Source organism: Porcincola intestinalis (assembly GCF_009696445.1).
GTDB classification, from domain to species: domain Bacteria; phylum Bacillota; class Clostridia; order Lachnospirales; family Lachnospiraceae; genus Porcincola; species Porcincola intestinalis.
Genome location: NZ_VULZ01000006.1, coordinates 125,239 through 141,714, shown reverse-complemented (window position 1 = coordinate 141,714; position 16,476 = coordinate 125,239). Strand labels below are relative to the sequence as shown.

Genomic DNA, 16,476 nt, shown 5'->3' with positions numbered 1-16,476 from the left:
TCCATGATCCTGTGCGGGCTGTTCTGTGACCACTCACATGACAGCCCGCTTTTCTTTGTCTGAAGAGGTTTTTATATGCTGCAGTTTTTCACCGGTACTCAGTTCACGACTTCCATGGAGCTCGGGCTTCTCTACGGTCTGGTCGCCCTCGCGCTCTATATATCATTCGGCCTTCTGAAGATCGCCGATCTTTCAACGGACGGCTGCTTTACGCTCGGCTGTGCAGTCGGTGCCAGCATGACCGTCGCGGGACATCCGTTTCTGGCGCTCCCGGCAGCCATGGCGGCAGGTATCCTCTCCGGATATGTGACGGCTTTTCTTCAGACAAGACTGGGAGTGGAGTCCATCCTTGCCGGTATCATTGTCAATACCGGCCTTTATACCATCAACTTTCTGGCGATGGGATCCTCCTCAAACCTGAATATCTTCGGCTCAGACACGATTTTTTCACTCGCAAAGGGTGTCAGCTCTGCCGGATGGTACAGAAAGCTCTTCACGCTGATCATCCTTCTGTGCATCGTCCTTGTCATCTGCTTCATCCTGCACTGGTTTCTCAATACAACCCTCGGGCTTTCCATCCGGGCGACCGGTGACAATGAAAACATGGTCCGTGCCTCATCTGTCAACCCTGCGTTCACGATCACGGTCGGTCTGTGCATTTCCTCTGCCCTGACTGCCTTGTCCGGCGCTCTTCTTGCACAGTATCAGAAGTCCTGCGACATCAACTTCGGGACAGGACAAGTCACTATTGCCCTGGCTTCCCTGATGATCGGTGAGACACTCGTCCGGAGAGGTTCCATATTCAAACGGACAATCGGTGTCATTCTGGGGAGCTGCCTGTATCGTCTGATTGTTGCCATTGCGATGAAATTCAACATGCCGGCCGAATTTCTAAAGCTTGCCTCCGCTCTGATTGTGACGGCAGCCATCGTCATCCCGTACATCAAGGATAAGGCAGCCTTCTACAGGAGACGGATGAGCAGGGGGAATCTGGCCGGAAAATGACCGCCGCCAGAGGACATTACACGCAGACACGCTACATACAGACACGCTTCACGCAGACACCAGATTGCAGTGTAGCGTAAAGATAGGATGATTCATCATGGAATATATGCTTCAGATCGACCATGTTACAAAAACTTTCAATCCCGGGACAGTCAATGAGAAGACGGCTCTCAGAAATGTGAGCCTGAATCTGAAGAGAGGCGATTTCGCAACGATTGTCGGCAGCAACGGGGCAGGAAAGTCCACGCTGTTCAACGCCATCACCGGAGCGTTCTTCACAGACAGCGGACGGATCTACCTGGACGGAGAGGACATCACCTTCAAGAAGGAACACCTGCGTTCCCGGGACATCGGCCACCTGTTTCAGGATCCGCTGATGGGAACAGCGCCTCACATGACAATCGAGGAAAACATGTCTCTGGCGTACCTGAAGGCTTCCTACCACAGAAAGAGCCTGTTCTCCAGCATCACCAAAAAGGACAAGGCGTTCTTCCGCAGCAAGCTCTCACAGCTTCATATGGGGCTGGAGGACCGGATGGACAATCCGGTCGGTCTTCTGTCCGGCGGCCAGCGGCAGGCTCTGACGCTGGTTATGGCGACGATGGTCACCCCGAAGATTCTGCTGCTCGATGAGCATACGGCTGCCCTGGATCCGGCGACGGCCGAGAAGGTGCTGGATCTGACGAAGCGTGTTGTGGCGGAAAACCACCTCACCTGTCTGATGGTGACTCATAATATGCATCAGGCACTGGATGTCGGAAACCGGACGCTCATGATGTACAATGGCACCATCATCCTTGACAAGGAAGGAGAGGAGCGCTCCCACATGACAGTCGATGACCTGCTGGAACAGTTCAGCATCCAGGCAGGGAAGGAGCTGGACAATGACCGGATTCTGCTGTCCGGAAAGGTAGAAGGCTGAAAGAATGGAGAAATGCCGTGAATCAGAATAAGATCCGGAGGGCAAAGAACAGGACTGCAGCGCATCTTTTTCCTGCTGTCCTGTTTTTCTATGCTGTTTTTTTGATCTTCCCTGCTGCCACGTCAGCAGGAGACCGGCTGGCTTCATCCATCACAAAAGCCGCCGAAGATTTTGTGCAGATCACTGAGTCACAGACTGAACCGGACGTAGGCCATCCGGTTTCCGTCACAAAGAAGACATTTTCGGTCGCCGGTCTGGACCGCACATACCGGCTGCTGCTGGTCTCGGACCTTCACATCATCGTTCCGGGCGACCCGCAGGTTGATCCGGAATGCGCGGATGTCGCAGGCAGCCGGCTGAATGAGATGTTCCGGACTCCGTCGGGAGAGTCATCATTCCAGCTCTGGCAGACACTTCCCTCACAGCTGGACGGCATGAAGGCAGACATGATTCTGTTTGCGGGGGATATGGTTGACTTTGCCACGAAGGCAAGCACAGACAGCCTGAGGGCAGGCTTTGATTCCCTGAGAACGCCATGGATGTATGTTCGGGGCGACCATGACTACGCTGCATGGTACAGCAAGTCGTATGAGACGCAGAAGGATGCGATCGTGCTTCAGGCGAATACGGCTCCGCGCAAAAAGGTTATGCGTCAGAGAATCGGGAAACTGACCATCATCGGCTGGGACAACAACACGGCACAGATGACAAAGAAAGGCCTCCGCGACCTGGAAAAGTACCTTCAGGAAGCGAAGGATGAAAAAAGTCCGGTTCTTCTTCTCTGCCACGTCCCGCTGAGGGGAACAGTCACAGACAAGCTGGAGCAGGAATCTCTGCAGAAAAATGGCAGAGCGCTTCTGTGGGGAGACAGCGGCTGCTATTATCGCCCGGACGACACGACAAAGCAGGCACTGGATCTGATCCTGGACGCAGGCAGTCCGGTTGCCCTGGAAGCCTCCGGCCATCTGCACTTTCCATACAGCGGTCCGCTTACAGAAACCAGCACCATCATCACGGCGGATCCTGCCTTCCAGAACCAGATCGATGAGCTGGTCCTGGTTCCTGGAAATTCACAGTAAAGCCGGTTCAGATCAGTTTTTCGAGATCCTCATAGAATGAAGGGTAGGAGATGAGGACGCAGTCCGCATCTTCGATTGCGGTTGTTCCTTCGGCAGCAAGCGCGGCAACCGCCATGCTCATGGCCACGCGGTGATCCATAAAGGACCTGACCCTCGCGCCATGAAGGGACCCTGTGCCGCGGATGATCATTCCGTCTTCTTCCGGCGTTATATCAGCTCCCATTGCCTTCAGGTTCTCCGTCATAGCCGCAATGCGGTCTGATTCCTTGACCTTCAGCTCCGCGGCATCCCGGATGACGGTGGTTCCGTCTGCACAGGCTGCCATCACCGCAATCACAGGAATTTCGTCGATCAGTGTCGGAATCAGTGCGCCTTCGATCGTTGTGCCGTGCAGCGAAGCGCTTTTCACGAGCAGATCGGCAGCCTTCTCGCCGCCCCGGTCATATTCGCGTATCACCTCAATCTGCCCGCCCATGCCGCGCGCAACCTCAAGGATGCCCGCCCTGGTCGGATTGATGCCGACATTCTTCACCAGAATCTCCGAGCCGGGCACGATCAGCCCCGCCGCAATAAAATACGCGGCGGAAGAGATGTCGCCCGGGATGATGATATCCTGCCCTCTGAGGTGCGGCTCCGGGCAGACCTCTGCGCGCCAGGGTGTCATGCCGGCTGTGCGGCTTCTGGCTGCTGCCCGTGAACTTACCTCTGCCCCGAATCCTCTGAGCATCAGCTCTGTGTGATTGCGGGAAAGAGAAGGCTCTGTGACCGATGTCCTTCCCTCTGCATACAGGCCGGCCAGAAGGATGCAGGACTTGACCTGTGCGCTCGCGACAGGAGACAGGTAGTCGATTCCATGCAGATGTCCTCCGCTGATCGCAAGCGGCGTACAGTCGTTGCCCCGCAGGGATGTGACCTGTGCGCCCATCTCCGTCAGCGGGTTGATGATGCGTTTCATCGGTCTGGTCTGGATGGAGCTGTCCCCGTTAATCTGGCTTTGAAAGGTCTGTCCGGCCAGAGTCCCGGAGAGAATGCGCGTTGTCGTGCCGGAATTCCCCGTATCCAGTGTCTCTGACGGTGCCTGAAGCCCATGCAGCCCTTTCCCGTGCACAACAACGGTGTCCGCCCCGCGATCCTCCTCTATATCGATTCCGAGCTGTCGGAAGCATGAGATAGTCGACAGGCAGTCCGCGCTCATCAGGAAATGAGAGGCGCGCGTGTCTCCTTCTGCAAGCGCTCCAAGCATGATGGAGCGGTGGGAAATGGACTTGTCTCCCGGAACCTCTATTTCTCCGTGAAGGGCGCAAGCCCTCTCGATTTCTCTGATGCTCATATTCCATCCTCCTTGTCTGAGCCCGGCCATCCCATCGGACAGTTCAGCTCCCGATTCGGCCCTATCATCCTGCCTGCGGCGGTGAAAGCCGGCCTCAGAATGCTTACTCGTTCACCCATACAGTGTAGCGGTGGTGCCTGAGCAGCTCTGCGGCCTGGTGGCAGGCGTCTTCCTCATAGAACTCAATGGAAAGCGCGCCCTTCTCAAACTCACGGTTATGCACGATTCCGATGTTCTTGATCGAGATGGAATGAACGGCAAGAATGGTCGCGATGGTTGCGATGGCTCCGCTTTCATCGATCAGGTCGCAGTAGATCCGGTAGATCTTCTTGACCGGTCCGGAGGAAGAGAAGCTGAAAGAATCTCTGTAGTCCCGGGAGGACGCAAACATCTGATTGATGTAGGCGCCGTCACCGGTCACCATATGATCCCTTGCCTCCTCCATTTCCCGGATGAACTCGTCAAGGACCTTCGCGATATTGCCGGAATTGTCGACACAGATCTGCTCCCACATCTCGGGGGAGGAGGAGGCGATTCGTGTGATGTCCCGGAATCCGCCTGCAGCGATCATCTTCATATGCTCCTCCCGCCCGTCGAGCGTATGGACGGTGTTGACAAGTGAGGAGGCGATGACATGCGGAAGATGGCTGACCGCTGCCGTGATGTAGTCATGCTCCCGATAGTCCAGCACAAGCGGAAGTGCCTTCAGCGACTGAACAAGCTGATAATAGCGTTCTGTCCATTCTTCGGGAACACGCTTTCCCGGCGTCAGGATGTAGTATGCATTTTCAAACAGATGATCGTTGCCGCTCTCAAAGCCGGTTTTCTCGGAGCCGGTCATCGGATGACCGCCGATAAACTGATTGTCCAGCCCCAGCCGCTCGACTTCCTGATGAATGCCCGTCTTGACAGAGCCGACATCTGTGAGAATGGTCTTCTTTCCAAGAACGGTCCGGATCTCCGACAGCATGCGGATGTTTGTGATGACCGGCGCACACAGAAAAATATAGTCGCAGCCGCGAAACAGCTCGTCGGACGGCGATGTGCAGATCTCATCAAGCACCCCTGCCTCCCGCGCCTCCATGGAGGTTTTCTGTGTCCTTGTGTAGGCGCAGATTGTGCATGCCGGATCCAGTTTCTTCAGATTTCTTGCAAGCGACCCGCCAATCAGGCCCAGGCCGATAAAACCGTACTTCATCGCATTACCACTCCTGTCAGATGATTCTGTATCCCGCTCAGTATGCCATAAACAGGCGGAGGAATCAATCAAGTTGGACTTTCTGAAAGAGTCAGTTCTGGCGTATAATAGGCAGATAAAGATCGAATCTGCCAAGATCCGCATCCGGCAGCCGGCTGCATCAGGATCAGCTAAGATGGGGCATATCGATCTTTCGCGTCATGCGTGCTATGGAAAACAGACAGGGAGACGACGTATGAATACTCAGGAAAAATTTGAGCTTGTCTACAACAACTTCAAACTTCACTTTTACAGAGAAATCTTCCACAAGATCCAGGGGCGGGAGACATCCCTCACGACCGTGGAGACATTCTGTATGGAAGTCATCTATGCGCTTGGTCGCCCGACCATCAGCGAATTCGGCTCGTTCATCGGACTCTCGACCCCGAACACAGCCTATAAAATTGCGAATCTGGTCAAAAAAGGGTACCTGAAGAAGGTCCAATGTCCGGATGACAAGCGGGAATACCGGCTGGAGGTGACGCAGCGCTACATGGACTACTACAATATCAGCGCTTCCTATATGAACAACGTCATCGGCCATGTACAGGAAAAGATGACCCCTGAGGAGATCCACGGCTTTGACAGAAGCCTGGAGGTGATCTACGCCGAGCAGATGGAAGAGACGCCGCTTCCGGACGGACATCTGCCGGCCTCCCTATCGGATGAGTGAGCGTATTACAGATACATGATTCAGGATCCCTGCTGCAGGCTGGTCCCTCATAAGCTCTGGTGCATGGCACCGGAGCTTTTTTCATGTACTTTTTAAAATACGCGGATTGACAGACAGGATTGGGTGAATTATGATTAGCAACGTATTTAGATAAATTTATTTAGTTAAAGAGTTATTGCTACAGACATTTCTATGGAGGGTACCGTTATGACGCTGGATGGAGTGAAGGAAGTCATTGATGAGACGCTGAAATACAGCGGGGATGTGACGACGGATACGAAGCTGAAGGGCGATCTGATCATGGACTCCCTGGACGGTGTGGAGCTTGTCATGGCGCTTGAGGAGAAGTTCGGTGTCGAGATCCCGAACGAAGACATGGCAAACCTGGAGACGGTCGGCGATATTGTCACATATATCGACAAAAAGGCACAGAAGGGCTGAGAAGAAAACCGTGATGGAACTGGAACTGACAGATATCGAACGAATCATTGTCCTGTTTGAGCGTTCAGATCTTTCCGAGCTGGACCTGAAGAACAATGGGCAGCGGCTCCGGCTGAAGAAAGCGGGCGCCTCCGCAATCGGTCAGGAGGCGGCGTCGGGAGATTCCTCGAACCCCGCAGGCGAAGCTGAGGCGGCCTGTGCCGCAAAAACGAAGAATCACCTCCGTGACAGCGGCTGCATTGAAAAAGACGGCCGGTCGGATGTGCCTGCGGGTGGGATGACAGCTGCCGAGCTGAAGGCTCCGCTCACAGGCGTCTTTCATACAAAAAATCCGGATGGGGGACTGGTCTATGCCGAGCCTGGTAAAAAAGTGCAGAAGGGCGAGACCGTCGGACTGATGGAAGCCATGAAGATGATGAGCGAAATCAAAGCACCTGTTAGTGGGACAATTGTATCTGTCGAAGTCGGGGACGCTGATTTCTGCGAGTATGGAAAGGTTCTGATGTTGATTCAGCCAGATGAGGACATGTGATGTTCCGGAGAATTCTGATTGCAAACAGAGGCGAAATCGCCATGAGGCTGATCCGCTGCATGAAGGAAATGGGAATCGAAAGCGTCCTTGCGTATTCCGCGGAGGATGCCGATTCTCTTCCGGTTCAGATGGCAACGGAGTCGGTCTGCATCGGACCGGCCGCTGCATCGGCAAGCTACCTCAACCAGGCCGCCCTTGTGGAGGCCGCGAAGGCTGCTTCCTGTGACGCTGTTCATCCGGGGTACGGATTTCTGTCCGAGAATGCTGATTTCGCGGCGCTTGTCCGGGAAAACGGAATGGCCTTCATAGGTCCGGATCCTGAAACCATCCGTCTGATGGGGGACAAGGAAAAAGCCCGGGAGCTGATGAAGAAAAACGGTATTCCGACCGTTCCCGGATCTGACGGTCTGGTCGATACGGCGGATGAAGCCGTCCGGGTGGCAGATAGCCTTGGCTATCCGGTGCTGGTCAAGGCATCGGCCGGAGGCGGCGGCCGGGGAATGCGGCGTGCTTCCTGCCGGGACGAGGTCATGGCGGCATATCAGGATGCCCGCGCAGAGGCGCAGGCTGCCTTCGGCGACAGTTCTGTGTATCTTGAGAAGGAAATCGTTCGCCCGCACCATATCGAGTTTCAGATTCTTGCAGACCGGTATGGCGGCATCGTTCAGCTTGGTGAACGGGACTGCTCCATGCAGCGCCGCCGCCAGAAGATGATCGAGGAGGCCCCGGCGGGCTGTCTGACGCCAAGGCTGCGGGCAAAGATGGCCAAAGCTGCCATCACAGCAGCAAAGGCATCCGGATACGTCAGCGCCGGAACAGTCGAGTTTGTCGTTGATCAGCAGGGAAACTTCTACTTCATTGAAATGAACACCCGCATCCAGGTTGAGCACTGCGTGACGGAGATGGAGACGGGGATTGACCTTGTGCGGGAGCAGATCCGCATTGCAGCCGGAATGAAGCTTTCGGTCCGTCAGACGGACATACATCCGGCGGGACATACAATCGAGGTCCGGATCAATGCGGAGGACCCGCAGCAGGCATTTGCGCCGTCCCCGGGGACCATTTCGTTTGCACACTTTCCGGGCGGAGGCGGCGTGCGGATTGAGAGCGCCGTCTATAGCGGCTCACGTGTCAGCCCGTTCTATGATTCGATGATCGCGAAGCTGATTGTACACGCTCCCGGCCGCCAGGAGGCCATCCACAAGATGCGGGCGGCGCTCGAGGAACTGACGATCGAAGGCGTGCGCACAAATATCAACTATCTGTACCTGATGATGTTCCAGCGGGACTATCTGCTAGGTCAGTTTGATACCTCGTTCATCGAGGAGAACACAGAGAAAATTCTGAAGTGGGAGAAGGCATGCCGGAAGAAAGCGGGACTGACAGGCTGAATCGCAGGACAGTCCCGTCCACTATCTGAAAGGAGGCACGGCTTGTGGGAGAAAATCCGTTTGAAGGAAAGAGGGCCATCCTGCTCGCCTACAGAGAGCAGCGTGCCCGCGGCCGAAAATATGCGCACGTGGGGTTGAAACTCAGACGACTCATGGATCCGGAATCTTTCACAGAACTCTGGCAGGATCTTGAGACACAGGATCCGCTTCACTTTCCCGGATACCGGGAGAAGCTGACAGACAACCAGCAGCGGACGGGTGCCAGGGACGCTCTGATGTGCGTAAAGGGCACGATCGGCTCCTTCCACGTGGTCTGCTGCGAGCTTTCGGCATCCTTTCTGATGGGAAGCATGGGGAGCGTTGTCGGAGAGAAGATAGCGCGGGCAGCGAAAATGGCCGATCAGGACAAATGCCCGCTGATCATCATATCCGCAAGCGGCGGCGCCCGCATGCAGGAGGGCATGTATGCGCTTTTTCAAATGGAGAAGACCGCGGCCTCCATCCGGCGTTTCCAGAAGCATGGAGGCCTGTTCATATCGATTCTGACAGATCCGACGATGGGCGGAGTGAGTGCCAGCTTTGCAAGTCTCGGGGATGTGATTCTCGCGGAGCCGGATGCACTGATTGGCTTTGCCGGTCCCAGAGTCATCGCGCAGACCATTCACCAGAAGCTTCCGAAGGGTTTCCAGAAGGCGCAGTTCCAGCTGAACCATGGATTTGTCGACCGCATCGCAGAACCGGAGAAGATGCGGGATGAAGTCCTTCAGCTTCTCCGGTTCCATGCCAAAGAAGAAAAAGAACAGGCATCCGGTCAGCCGAAGGTGGTGAAAACTACGGGATGTGGAGCGAGCCATCGCAGACGGTTGTCTGCCTATGAGCGTGTCCGGCTTGTCCGCTCGGAGGACCGTCCGAAGATCACCGACTATATAGCTGCTCTTTTCACTGATTTCACGGAGCTTTGCGGTGACCGCTGCGGAACGGAGGATCCGGCCATTCTGTGCGGGCTTGCCTTCTTTGGCTCACAGCCGGTCACCGTGATCGGCCACCGGAAAGGGAAGAATCTCAGGGACAGCCTCCGATACAATTTCGGGATGCCAGGTCCGGGCGGATACCGGAAGGCGCTTCGCATGATGCGTGAGGCGGAGAAATTCGGCCGGCCTGTCATCACCTTCATCGATACGCCCGGTGCTTATCCCGGGAAGGAAGCCGAGGAGAACGGCATCAGCAGTGCGATTGCCGAGAATCTGGCCGCGATGGCGGAGCTGCGTGTGCCGATTCTCTCGATCGTCACGGGGGAGGGAAGCAGCGGCGGAGCACTCGGGATCGGGGCAGGAGACCGCATCCTGATGCTGGAGAATGCGGTCTATTCCGTCCTCTCCCCTGAAGGCTTTGCAAGCATCCTCTGGAAGGATTCCAAACGGGCGGCTGAGGCCAGCGAGATCATGCAGATAACGGCGCCGGAGCTACTTGAACGAGGCCTGATCGACGGCATCATCGAGGAGCCGGAGGGCGGCATCCAGAAGGATCCGGCTTCTTGCTACAGCCGGATGAAAGAGGCGATTGGAAGCTTTCTGTCTGACATGGAAAAAGCAGATGTCGATGAACTGACAGAGCGCAGGTACCAGAAGTACCGCTTATTTGAAGGCCCCCTTCGTCCGGCCTGCAGGGCTTCAGATGACGCTGTGATCAGACAAAAGAAGTCCTTTTCGTCCCTGCAGAAACAGGAGTCAGATATATGAGAGGATTCAGATTGATTGGAACAGGAATGGCGGTTCCGGGAATCCGATTTTCAAATGATGATTTTTCAGGCTGGCTTGACACATCAGATGCCTGGATCAGGCCCCGCACAGGAATCAAGGCCCGGTATTTCTGCCGTCAGCCGCAGGAACAGGTCCGCTGCGGGAAGGGAACAGAAGACGCTGAGGCGCAATCCGGTCCGGTGCCGGAGAGCGCGTACGGCCCGGATTGCACGGCGACCCTGGCTGCATCGGCGGGAGAGGAAGCGCTGAAGAATGCGGGCGTCTCTCCCAGTGACATTGGCCTGATCATCTGCGCAACCTCGACGCCGTCAGAGGCGATGCCATCGACCGCCTGCCTCGTGCAGAAACGCCTCGGCATTCCCTCCGGAACTGCGGCGCTCGATCTGAACGCGGCCTGCACAGGCTTCATCTATGCCATGTCCGTCGCCTTCAGTCTCCTGCAGGCAGGTGCGGCCTCTGGCAGAATGTACGCTCTTGTCATCGGAGCTGATGCGATGTCAGATATCCTGGACTTTCAGGATCGCAGCACCTGCGTCCTGTTTGGAGACGGGGCAGGGGCTGCTGTGATGAAGCTGGATGAAGAGAACCGCTATCCCTGTCATTTTCACCTGGGGGCAGAGGGAAACGACGAGGCACTTTTCTGCGAGAACGGAAAGCTCAGAATGGATGGCAAGGCGGTCTTTCGGTTTGCCGTCTCAAAAATCTTAGGGGAAATGGAACAGCTGAATCAGAAGTCCGGCATCAAGCCGGATGAAATCACACATATTCTCTGCCATCAGGCAAACAGCCGGATCCTGGACTATGTGAAAAGGGCCCGCCATCTCAGAGATGAGCAGCTGTTCATGGATCTTGACCGGTTCGGGAACACCGGAGCGGCAAGTGTTCCGATCGCTCTGGCTCATATGAAACAGCAGGGCAGGCTGAAGACCGGAGACTCACTGTTTCTTGTCGGTTTTGGCGGAGGCCTGACCTGGGGCAGCATGTATCTGAAGGTGTAAGCAGCTTCTGCTGCAGTGTTCGGCAGCCCCATGGCAGCAGGGGCTTTGACGCTGTCCGCTTAGCTGCCTGCAGGAGCTGTTTCGCATGCCGGATAGAAGGAGGTCTGCATGCAGTATCTGAATGAAATACTCGGAATCAAATATCCATTTATACAGGGCGGAATGGCGAATGTCGCGACCGGCGCCTTTGCAGCCGCCGTATCCAATGCCGGCGCGCTCGGGATCATCGGCTCCGGCGGTATGAACGCGGAGAAACTTGAGGAGCATATCCGGATCTGCAAGTCTCTGACGGACAAGCCTTTCGGCGTCAACCTCATGCTCATGAACCCGGACACCCCAAGAATGGCGAAGCTTGTTGCCGGAAGCGGCGTCAAGGTGGTGACGACCGGCGCGGGAAGTCCGCAGAAATATGTGAAGATGTGGAAGGAGGCAGGTATTCTGGTGATTCCGGTCTGCGCAAGCGTCCTTCTGGCACAGCAGCTTGTCCGGGCAGGTGCCGATATGATCATCGCCGAAGGGACAGAGAGCGGCGGACATGTCGGGGAGATGACAACCCTGACACTTGTCCCGCAGATGGTAGACGGAGTAGATGTCCCGGTTATCGCCGCCGGCGGAATTGCGGACGGCAGGCAGCTTGCTGCCGCCTGTGCCCTCGGCGCAGTCGGCGTTCAGATGGGAACCTGTCTGCTTGTAAGTGAGGAATGTCCGATTCATGAAAATTATAAAGACGCTCTTCTGAAGGCAAAGGACAATGGGACGTGCGTGACCGGACGGATCAGCGGTTCACCGACCAGGATTCTGAAAAACCGGATGGCAAGAGACTATATCCGGCTGGAAAAACAGGGGGCCGATCGGATGGAGCTGGAGAAGTACACCCTCGGATCGCTTCGGAAGGCTGTCTTTGACGGCAATGTCGATGAAGGTTCCCTGATGGCGGGCCAGGACTGCGGACAGCTGAAGGAAATCCGGCCGCTCGAAGAGATCTTCCGGTCTCTGGCAGAGGAGGCGTCGGTCGTCATAAGAAAGCAGCAGGAAACGCTCCGCTGCCTGGGAGGGTTCGAATCATGAAGCTGGCCTTTCTGTTTGCCGGCCAGGGCAGCCAGCGCGAGGGCATGGGCGCTGATCTGTATGAGACATATCCGGCATTCCGGAGAACCCTTGACCGGGCAGCTGATGTTTACCATGCAGAATACCCTGACAGAAGAGATCTCAGGGATCTGATGTTCAGAGTGCCTCTTGAAGAATTGTCACGGACGCAGAACACACAGCCTGCGCTTGCGGCCTACGCCGCCGGCGTATGTGCCGTGCTGGCTGAGGCAGGCATCACCCCTTCTTATCTGGCAGGGCTCTCGCTCGGCGAGTACAGTGCGCTCTATGCCTCCGGCATCCTGGATCTGGATACGCTGATCCGTCTGACCTCCTTCCGGGGCCGGGCGATGGAGCTGGCCGGGGCCGATCAGCAGACGAAAATGTGTGCCGTCATCGGTCCGGATTCTGACACAGTGCAGAAGCTCTGTGAGCGTGTGGGCGATGAGAAAATCGGAACGGTTGAAATATCAAATTACAATACGCCTGTCCAGAACGTGATTTCTGGGGATGCGGCGGCTGTCACACGTGCGGAGGAACTGGTACGCAGCGAAGGGCTGGGACGATGCATGGAGCTGAGAGTCTCCGGTGCGTTCCACACCCACTTCATGAAGCCGGCCGCCGAGGCCCTGTCTGAATATCTCTGGACGGTCAGCCTTCACCCGATGCGCATCCCGGTTGTCATGAATGTTACAGGAAAACCCCTGCAGCAGAACAGCCAGCTGAAGGAGATGATGACACGGCAGGTGACAAACGGTGTCCGGATGGCCCAGTCCATTCTTTATCTGGCTTCGGAAGGAGTCGACATCATCATCGAAATCGGTCCCGGCAGGGTCCTGTCCGGTTTTGTCAGAAAGACCGTCAGCGGGATTGCAACCATGACGATCGATCGTGCCGCAGACCTGGATGGTGTGCTGAAAACCTTTCAGCGTTCCTGAGGGAAAACCGTCGTCATTCCGTCTGCATGGCAAATCCGTGCACGAACAGGAAAACAGCGATGTCATTGAGAGGACAACCAGAACCATGGCGAATATTCATCCGGATGAAATGCCTGTCGAAGCCAGCCGTCTGAACGGTCTGACGTCTGCAGCCGGCAGACAGGAAGGCCAGCCCGGGTCCGCTGGCGGGCAGGAGCGTCAGCAGGGCAGCTTCGACAGGTCGGACGGTCTGACCTCTGCAACCGGCAGACAGGAAGGCCAGCCGGACAGCTTCGGCAGTCTGAGAGGCCAGACAGCTGTCGTCACAGGCGGCGGCCGGGGGATCGGAAGAGCCATCTGCCTTGAGCTTGCCAGGGCAGGCGCCCATGTCGTCATCGGGTACAGACACAACCGGCAGGAGGCGGAGGAGACGGCGGACGCCTGCCGCAGACTTGGCCCGGATGCAAGAATCGTGGAGGCGGATGTTTCAGACCCGGCTTCCTCAAAAAGACTGATTGATGAAGCCTTCAAGATTCATGGACGGCTGGATATTCTGGTCAACAACGCCGGGATCACGAAGGACACCCTTGCCCTCACAATGAAGATGGAGGACTTTGACCGTGTGCTGAAGGCCAATCTGTACGGGGCATTTTCCTGTTCTCAGGCAGCCGCGAAGTATATGCTGAGAGCCCGGTACGGCCGAATCATCAGCATCTCGAGCATCGTCGGCCTTCACGGCAATGCCGGGCAGACCAACTACGCTACGAGCAAGGCCGGTATCATCGGCATGACGAAATCGCTTGCAAAGGAGCTGGCCTCCCGGAGCATCACCGTCAATGCCGTCGCCCCGGGCATGATCGATACACAGATGACGGAGGCGATGTCCGGTATGGCACAGTCTGTCATGAAAGCCCAGATTCCGGCCGGACATGCCGGAAGGCCAGAGGATGTCGCCGCCGCCGTCCATTTTCTGGCCCTTCCGCAGGCAGGCTACATCACAGGACAGGTGCTCGGTGTGGACGGCGGTATGGGTGCATGAAGGAAGGATCGCATCTGACCGTATCTTCATTCGGACATTCACAAGCGCGGAGGCATTTGGAAACAGATCAGTCAGGTCAGTTCAGGAAGGAGAATCAGGATGAGCAGAAGGGTGGCTGTCACAGGGCTCGGAATTGTGTGTCCGATCGGAAATTCAACGGAGGATGTCATGAACAGTGTCCGGAATGGACGGTGCGGCATCGCCCCGATCACACGGTACGACACCTCTCATCAGAAGGTGAAGCTCGCCGGCGAGGTGAAAGACCTGAAGATCGATGCTTACATTGACCCGTCCGAGGCCAGAAAGATGGACCTTTACACGCAGTATGCACTGTGTGCAGCCATCCAGGCCGTCAGCGACAGCGGTCTTTCATTTGAGGAGGAAGACAAGCAGAGATGCGGCGTGATCCTTGGCACCGGAATTGGCGGGATCGAGACAATCGAACAGCAGCAGGTCCGCGGTGAGAAGCATGGCTTTGACAGGGTCAATCCCTTTTTTATCCCGAGAGCCATCAGCAATATGTCCGCCGGCCATGTTGCGCTGCGCTTCGGGCTCAGAGGAATCTGCGAGACAACCGTAAGTGCATGCGCAAGCTCCGCAAATGCCATCGGCGAAGCGTATCTCAAGGTGAAGGAAGGCCGTGTGGATATCTGCCTGACCGGAGGCTCGGAGGCTGCCGTCACACCGCTGAGCATCGGCGGGTTCACCTCCCTTCAGGCCCTCTCTCTTTCGCAGGATCCGGCCCGGGCTTCCATCCCGTTTGACAAGGAGCGCAATGGCTTTGTGATGGGAGAGGGCGGAGCCGTGCTTGTCCTTGAGGAATATGAGTATGCCAGAAGGAGAGGCGCACATATCTACGGCGAAATCACGGGCTATGGCGCAACCTGCGACGCCTACCACATCACTTCCCCGGATCCTGACGCAAAGGAAGCTGCAGCCTGCATCCGTCTGGCGATGGAGGAAGCAGGGCTTTCGCCGGAGGATGTCGACTACATCAACGCTCACGGGACCTCCACGCACCTGAACGATTCCTGTGAGACGAAGGCGATCCGGGCGGTCTTCGGCGATGCGGCAGACCATCTGAAGGTCAGCTCGACCAAGTCCATGACCGGACATATGCTTGGCGCAGCAGCAGCGGTTGAGGCTGTCATCACGTTGCTTGCGATGGAGGAAGGCTTTGTCCCGCCGACCATCGGCCTGAGAGTGCCGGATCCGGAATGCGACCTGGACTATGTTCCGGAAACAGGATATTCCTGCCCGATCCGCAATGCGCTGTCGGAATCATTTGGTTTTGGAGGACATAACGTCTGCCTGGCGTTCCGAAGGGAGGACAAGGTCTGAATCTGTCCCGCCGCAGCAGTCACATCACGGGCAGACTTATGGCAGATTATGAAGCAGACGTATTTACCAGCAGCAAGGAGGCCTTCCGATGCAGCTTGACATCAGACAGATTCAGCAGATTCTTCCACATCGTTATCCGTTTCTTATGATTGACAAGGTAGCGGACTGTCAGCCGGGGAAAAGTGCGGACGCCATCCGCTGCGTCAGCGTCAACGAGATGCAGTTCATGGGACATTTTCCGGCTTATCCGGTGATGCCGGGTGTCTTGATAATAGAGGCGATGGCGCAGACCGGGGCGCTCGCCCTCCTCACCATGCCGGAGAATGCCGGAAGGCTTGTCTTCTTCGGCGGCATAAAGAACGCCAGGTTCCGCCGGCAGGTTGTACCAGGAGATGTCCTCGAGATACACTGTGAGCTGACAAAGATGAGAGGCCCTGCCGGCTTCGGGACCGCCGTCGCAACGGTAAACGGCGAGCGGGCAGCGGAGGCGGAGCTTTCCTTTGTCGTGGGAGACGCCCCCGCGGTCTGACTGTTCAGTATCATCATCCGCCCGTCCGGTATCTGCTTCAGGCAGGCATGTTGCCGAAGAGAGAATGCGTTTTGCCTGTTCATTTCTTGTTCAATACTGTAAATATTGGATAGAAATGCTTGCAAATATCCATGTGCTTTAGTACAATGTGTTCATATGGGTTACATCCCACAATACGAGCACGGAGGAAAAACTT

Annotated in this window: 16 protein-coding genes; 14 read left to right on the top strand and 2 right to left on the bottom strand. The window is 56.3% G+C overall.

Annotation, left to right across the window (positions count from 1 at the left end):
• The first annotated feature begins 75 nt into the window (after positions 1 to 75).
• The 3 genes from FYJ35_RS07290 to FYJ35_RS07280 all read left to right on the top strand — a co-directional run bounded on the left by FYJ35_RS07290 (position 76) and on the right by FYJ35_RS07280 (position 3,006).
• On the top strand, positions 76 to 1,005 hold the full coding sequence (locus tag FYJ35_RS07290) for an ABC transporter permease (protein ID WP_154525064.1): 930 nt from the start codon (positions 76 to 78) through the stop codon (positions 1,003 to 1,005).
• Positions 1,006 to 1,111: 106 nt separating this feature from the next.
• On the top strand, positions 1,112 to 1,927 hold the full coding sequence (locus tag FYJ35_RS07285) for an ABC transporter ATP-binding protein (protein WP_154525157.1): 816 nt from the start codon (positions 1,112 to 1,114) through the stop codon (positions 1,925 to 1,927).
• Between the two features lie 17 nt (positions 1,928 to 1,944).
• On the top strand, positions 1,945 to 3,006 hold the full coding sequence (locus FYJ35_RS07280) for a metallophosphoesterase family protein (protein ID WP_205839756.1): 1,062 nt from the start codon (positions 1,945 to 1,947) through the stop codon (positions 3,004 to 3,006).
• 7 nt (positions 3,007 to 3,013) lie between these two features.
• Here the strand turns inward: FYJ35_RS07280 and aroA are convergent, their stop codons facing one another.
• Both aroA and FYJ35_RS07270 read right to left on the bottom strand, forming a co-directional pair.
• Positions 3,014 to 4,336: a 3-phosphoshikimate 1-carboxyvinyltransferase gene (gene aroA, locus FYJ35_RS07275; RefSeq protein WP_154525060.1), complete on the bottom strand. Its 1,323-nt coding sequence runs from the start codon at positions 4,334 to 4,336 to the stop codon at positions 3,014 to 3,016.
• Positions 4,337 to 4,439: 103 nt separating this feature from the next.
• Positions 4,440 to 5,534, bottom strand: coding sequence for a prephenate dehydrogenase (locus tag FYJ35_RS07270; RefSeq protein WP_154525058.1), 1,095 nt, complete (start codon positions 5,532 to 5,534; stop codon positions 4,440 to 4,442).
• 235 nt (positions 5,535 to 5,769) lie between these two features.
• Between FYJ35_RS07270 and FYJ35_RS07265 the strand changes: the two genes are divergently transcribed.
• The 11 genes from FYJ35_RS07265 to fabZ all read left to right on the top strand — a co-directional run bounded on the left by FYJ35_RS07265 (position 5,770) and on the right by fabZ (position 16,280).
• Positions 5,770 to 6,246 (top strand): MarR family winged helix-turn-helix transcriptional regulator, encoded by a 477-nt coding sequence (locus FYJ35_RS07265; protein WP_154525056.1) that lies wholly within the window; start codon positions 5,770 to 5,772, stop codon positions 6,244 to 6,246.
• Positions 6,247 to 6,453: 207 nt separating this feature from the next.
• Complete coding sequence (gene acpP, locus FYJ35_RS07260; protein ID WP_154525054.1) at positions 6,454 to 6,687, top strand: acyl carrier protein; 234 nt, start codon at positions 6,454 to 6,456, stop codon at positions 6,685 to 6,687.
• Positions 6,688 to 6,700: 13 nt separating this feature from the next.
• Positions 6,701 to 7,219, top strand: coding sequence for an acetyl-CoA carboxylase biotin carboxyl carrier protein (locus FYJ35_RS07255; RefSeq protein WP_154525052.1), 519 nt, complete (start codon positions 6,701 to 6,703; stop codon positions 7,217 to 7,219).
• A complete protein-coding gene (accC, locus tag FYJ35_RS07250) occupies positions 7,219 to 8,610 on the top strand; it encodes an acetyl-CoA carboxylase biotin carboxylase subunit (protein WP_154525050.1) in 1,392 nt (463 codons plus the stop codon). The genes FYJ35_RS07255 and accC overlap by 1 nt, the downstream gene beginning before the upstream one ends.
• A 44-nt stretch (positions 8,611 to 8,654) precedes the next feature.
• On the top strand, positions 8,655 to 10,349 hold the full coding sequence (locus FYJ35_RS07245; RefSeq protein ID WP_328597058.1) for an acetyl-CoA carboxylase carboxyltransferase subunit alpha: 1,695 nt from the start codon (positions 8,655 to 8,657) through the stop codon (positions 10,347 to 10,349).
• Positions 10,346 to 11,368: a beta-ketoacyl-ACP synthase III gene (locus FYJ35_RS07240; RefSeq protein WP_154525048.1), complete on the top strand. Its 1,023-nt coding sequence runs from the start codon at positions 10,346 to 10,348 to the stop codon at positions 11,366 to 11,368. The genes FYJ35_RS07245 and FYJ35_RS07240 overlap by 4 nt, the downstream gene beginning before the upstream one ends.
• 108 nt (positions 11,369 to 11,476) lie before the next feature.
• Positions 11,477 to 12,436 (top strand): nitronate monooxygenase, encoded by a 960-nt coding sequence (locus FYJ35_RS07235; protein WP_154525046.1) that lies wholly within the window; start codon positions 11,477 to 11,479, stop codon positions 12,434 to 12,436.
• Positions 12,433 to 13,392, top strand: a complete 960-nt coding sequence (gene fabD, locus FYJ35_RS07230; protein ID WP_154525044.1) for an ACP S-malonyltransferase — start codon at positions 12,433 to 12,435, stop codon at positions 13,390 to 13,392. The genes FYJ35_RS07235 and fabD overlap by 4 nt, the downstream gene beginning before the upstream one ends.
• A gap of 85 nt (positions 13,393 to 13,477) precedes the next feature.
• Entirely contained in the window at positions 13,478 to 14,410 is a 933-nt protein-coding gene (fabG, locus tag FYJ35_RS07225; RefSeq protein WP_331469179.1) for a 3-oxoacyl-[acyl-carrier-protein] reductase, read from the top strand.
• Between the two features lie 99 nt (positions 14,411 to 14,509).
• Complete coding sequence (gene fabF / locus FYJ35_RS07220) at positions 14,510 to 15,751, top strand: beta-ketoacyl-ACP synthase II (protein ID WP_154525042.1); 1,242 nt, start codon at positions 14,510 to 14,512, stop codon at positions 15,749 to 15,751.
• 88 nt (positions 15,752 to 15,839) lie between these two features.
• Positions 15,840 to 16,280 carry a 3-hydroxyacyl-ACP dehydratase FabZ gene (gene fabZ / locus FYJ35_RS07215; RefSeq protein WP_154525040.1) on the top strand — a complete coding sequence of 147 codons (441 nt, stop codon included), beginning with the start codon at positions 15,840 to 15,842 and terminating at the stop codon, positions 16,278 to 16,280.
• The last annotated feature ends 196 nt before the right edge of the window (positions 16,281 to 16,476 follow it).

Excerpts from the sequence above, each read along its gene's own strand:
- fabZ (WP_154525040.1), top strand. The coding sequence starts at position 15,840 with ATGCAGCTTGACATCAGACAGATTCAGCAGATTCTTCCACATCGTTAT.
- FYJ35_RS07240 (WP_154525048.1), top strand. The coding sequence starts at position 10,346 with ATGAGAGGATTCAGATTGATTGGAACAGGAATGGCGGTTCCGGGAATC.
- accC (WP_154525050.1), top strand. The coding sequence starts at position 7,219 with ATGTTCCGGAGAATTCTGATTGCAAACAGAGGCGAAATCGCCATGAGG.
- FYJ35_RS07270 (WP_154525058.1), bottom strand. The coding sequence starts at position 5,534 with ATGAAGTACGGTTTTATCGGCCTGGGCCTGATTGGCGGGTCGCTTGCA.
- fabG (WP_331469179.1), top strand. The coding sequence starts at position 13,478 with ATGGCGAATATTCATCCGGATGAAATGCCTGTCGAAGCCAGCCGTCTG.
- FYJ35_RS07290 (WP_154525064.1), top strand. The coding sequence starts at position 76 with ATGCTGCAGTTTTTCACCGGTACTCAGTTCACGACTTCCATGGAGCTC.
- FYJ35_RS07235 (WP_154525046.1), top strand. The coding sequence starts at position 11,477 with ATGCAGTATCTGAATGAAATACTCGGAATCAAATATCCATTTATACAG.
- fabF (WP_154525042.1), top strand. The coding sequence starts at position 14,510 with ATGAGCAGAAGGGTGGCTGTCACAGGGCTCGGAATTGTGTGTCCGATC.
- FYJ35_RS07265 (WP_154525056.1), top strand. The coding sequence starts at position 5,770 with ATGAATACTCAGGAAAAATTTGAGCTTGTCTACAACAACTTCAAACTT.
- aroA (WP_154525060.1), bottom strand. The coding sequence starts at position 4,336 with ATGAGCATCAGAGAAATCGAGAGGGCTTGCGCCCTTCACGGAGAAATA.
- fabD (WP_154525044.1), top strand. The coding sequence starts at position 12,433 with ATGAAGCTGGCCTTTCTGTTTGCCGGCCAGGGCAGCCAGCGCGAGGGC.
- FYJ35_RS07255 (WP_154525052.1), top strand. The coding sequence starts at position 6,701 with ATGGAACTGGAACTGACAGATATCGAACGAATCATTGTCCTGTTTGAG.
- FYJ35_RS07285 (WP_154525157.1), top strand. The coding sequence starts at position 1,112 with ATGCTTCAGATCGACCATGTTACAAAAACTTTCAATCCCGGGACAGTC.
- acpP (WP_154525054.1), top strand. The coding sequence starts at position 6,454 with ATGACGCTGGATGGAGTGAAGGAAGTCATTGATGAGACGCTGAAATAC.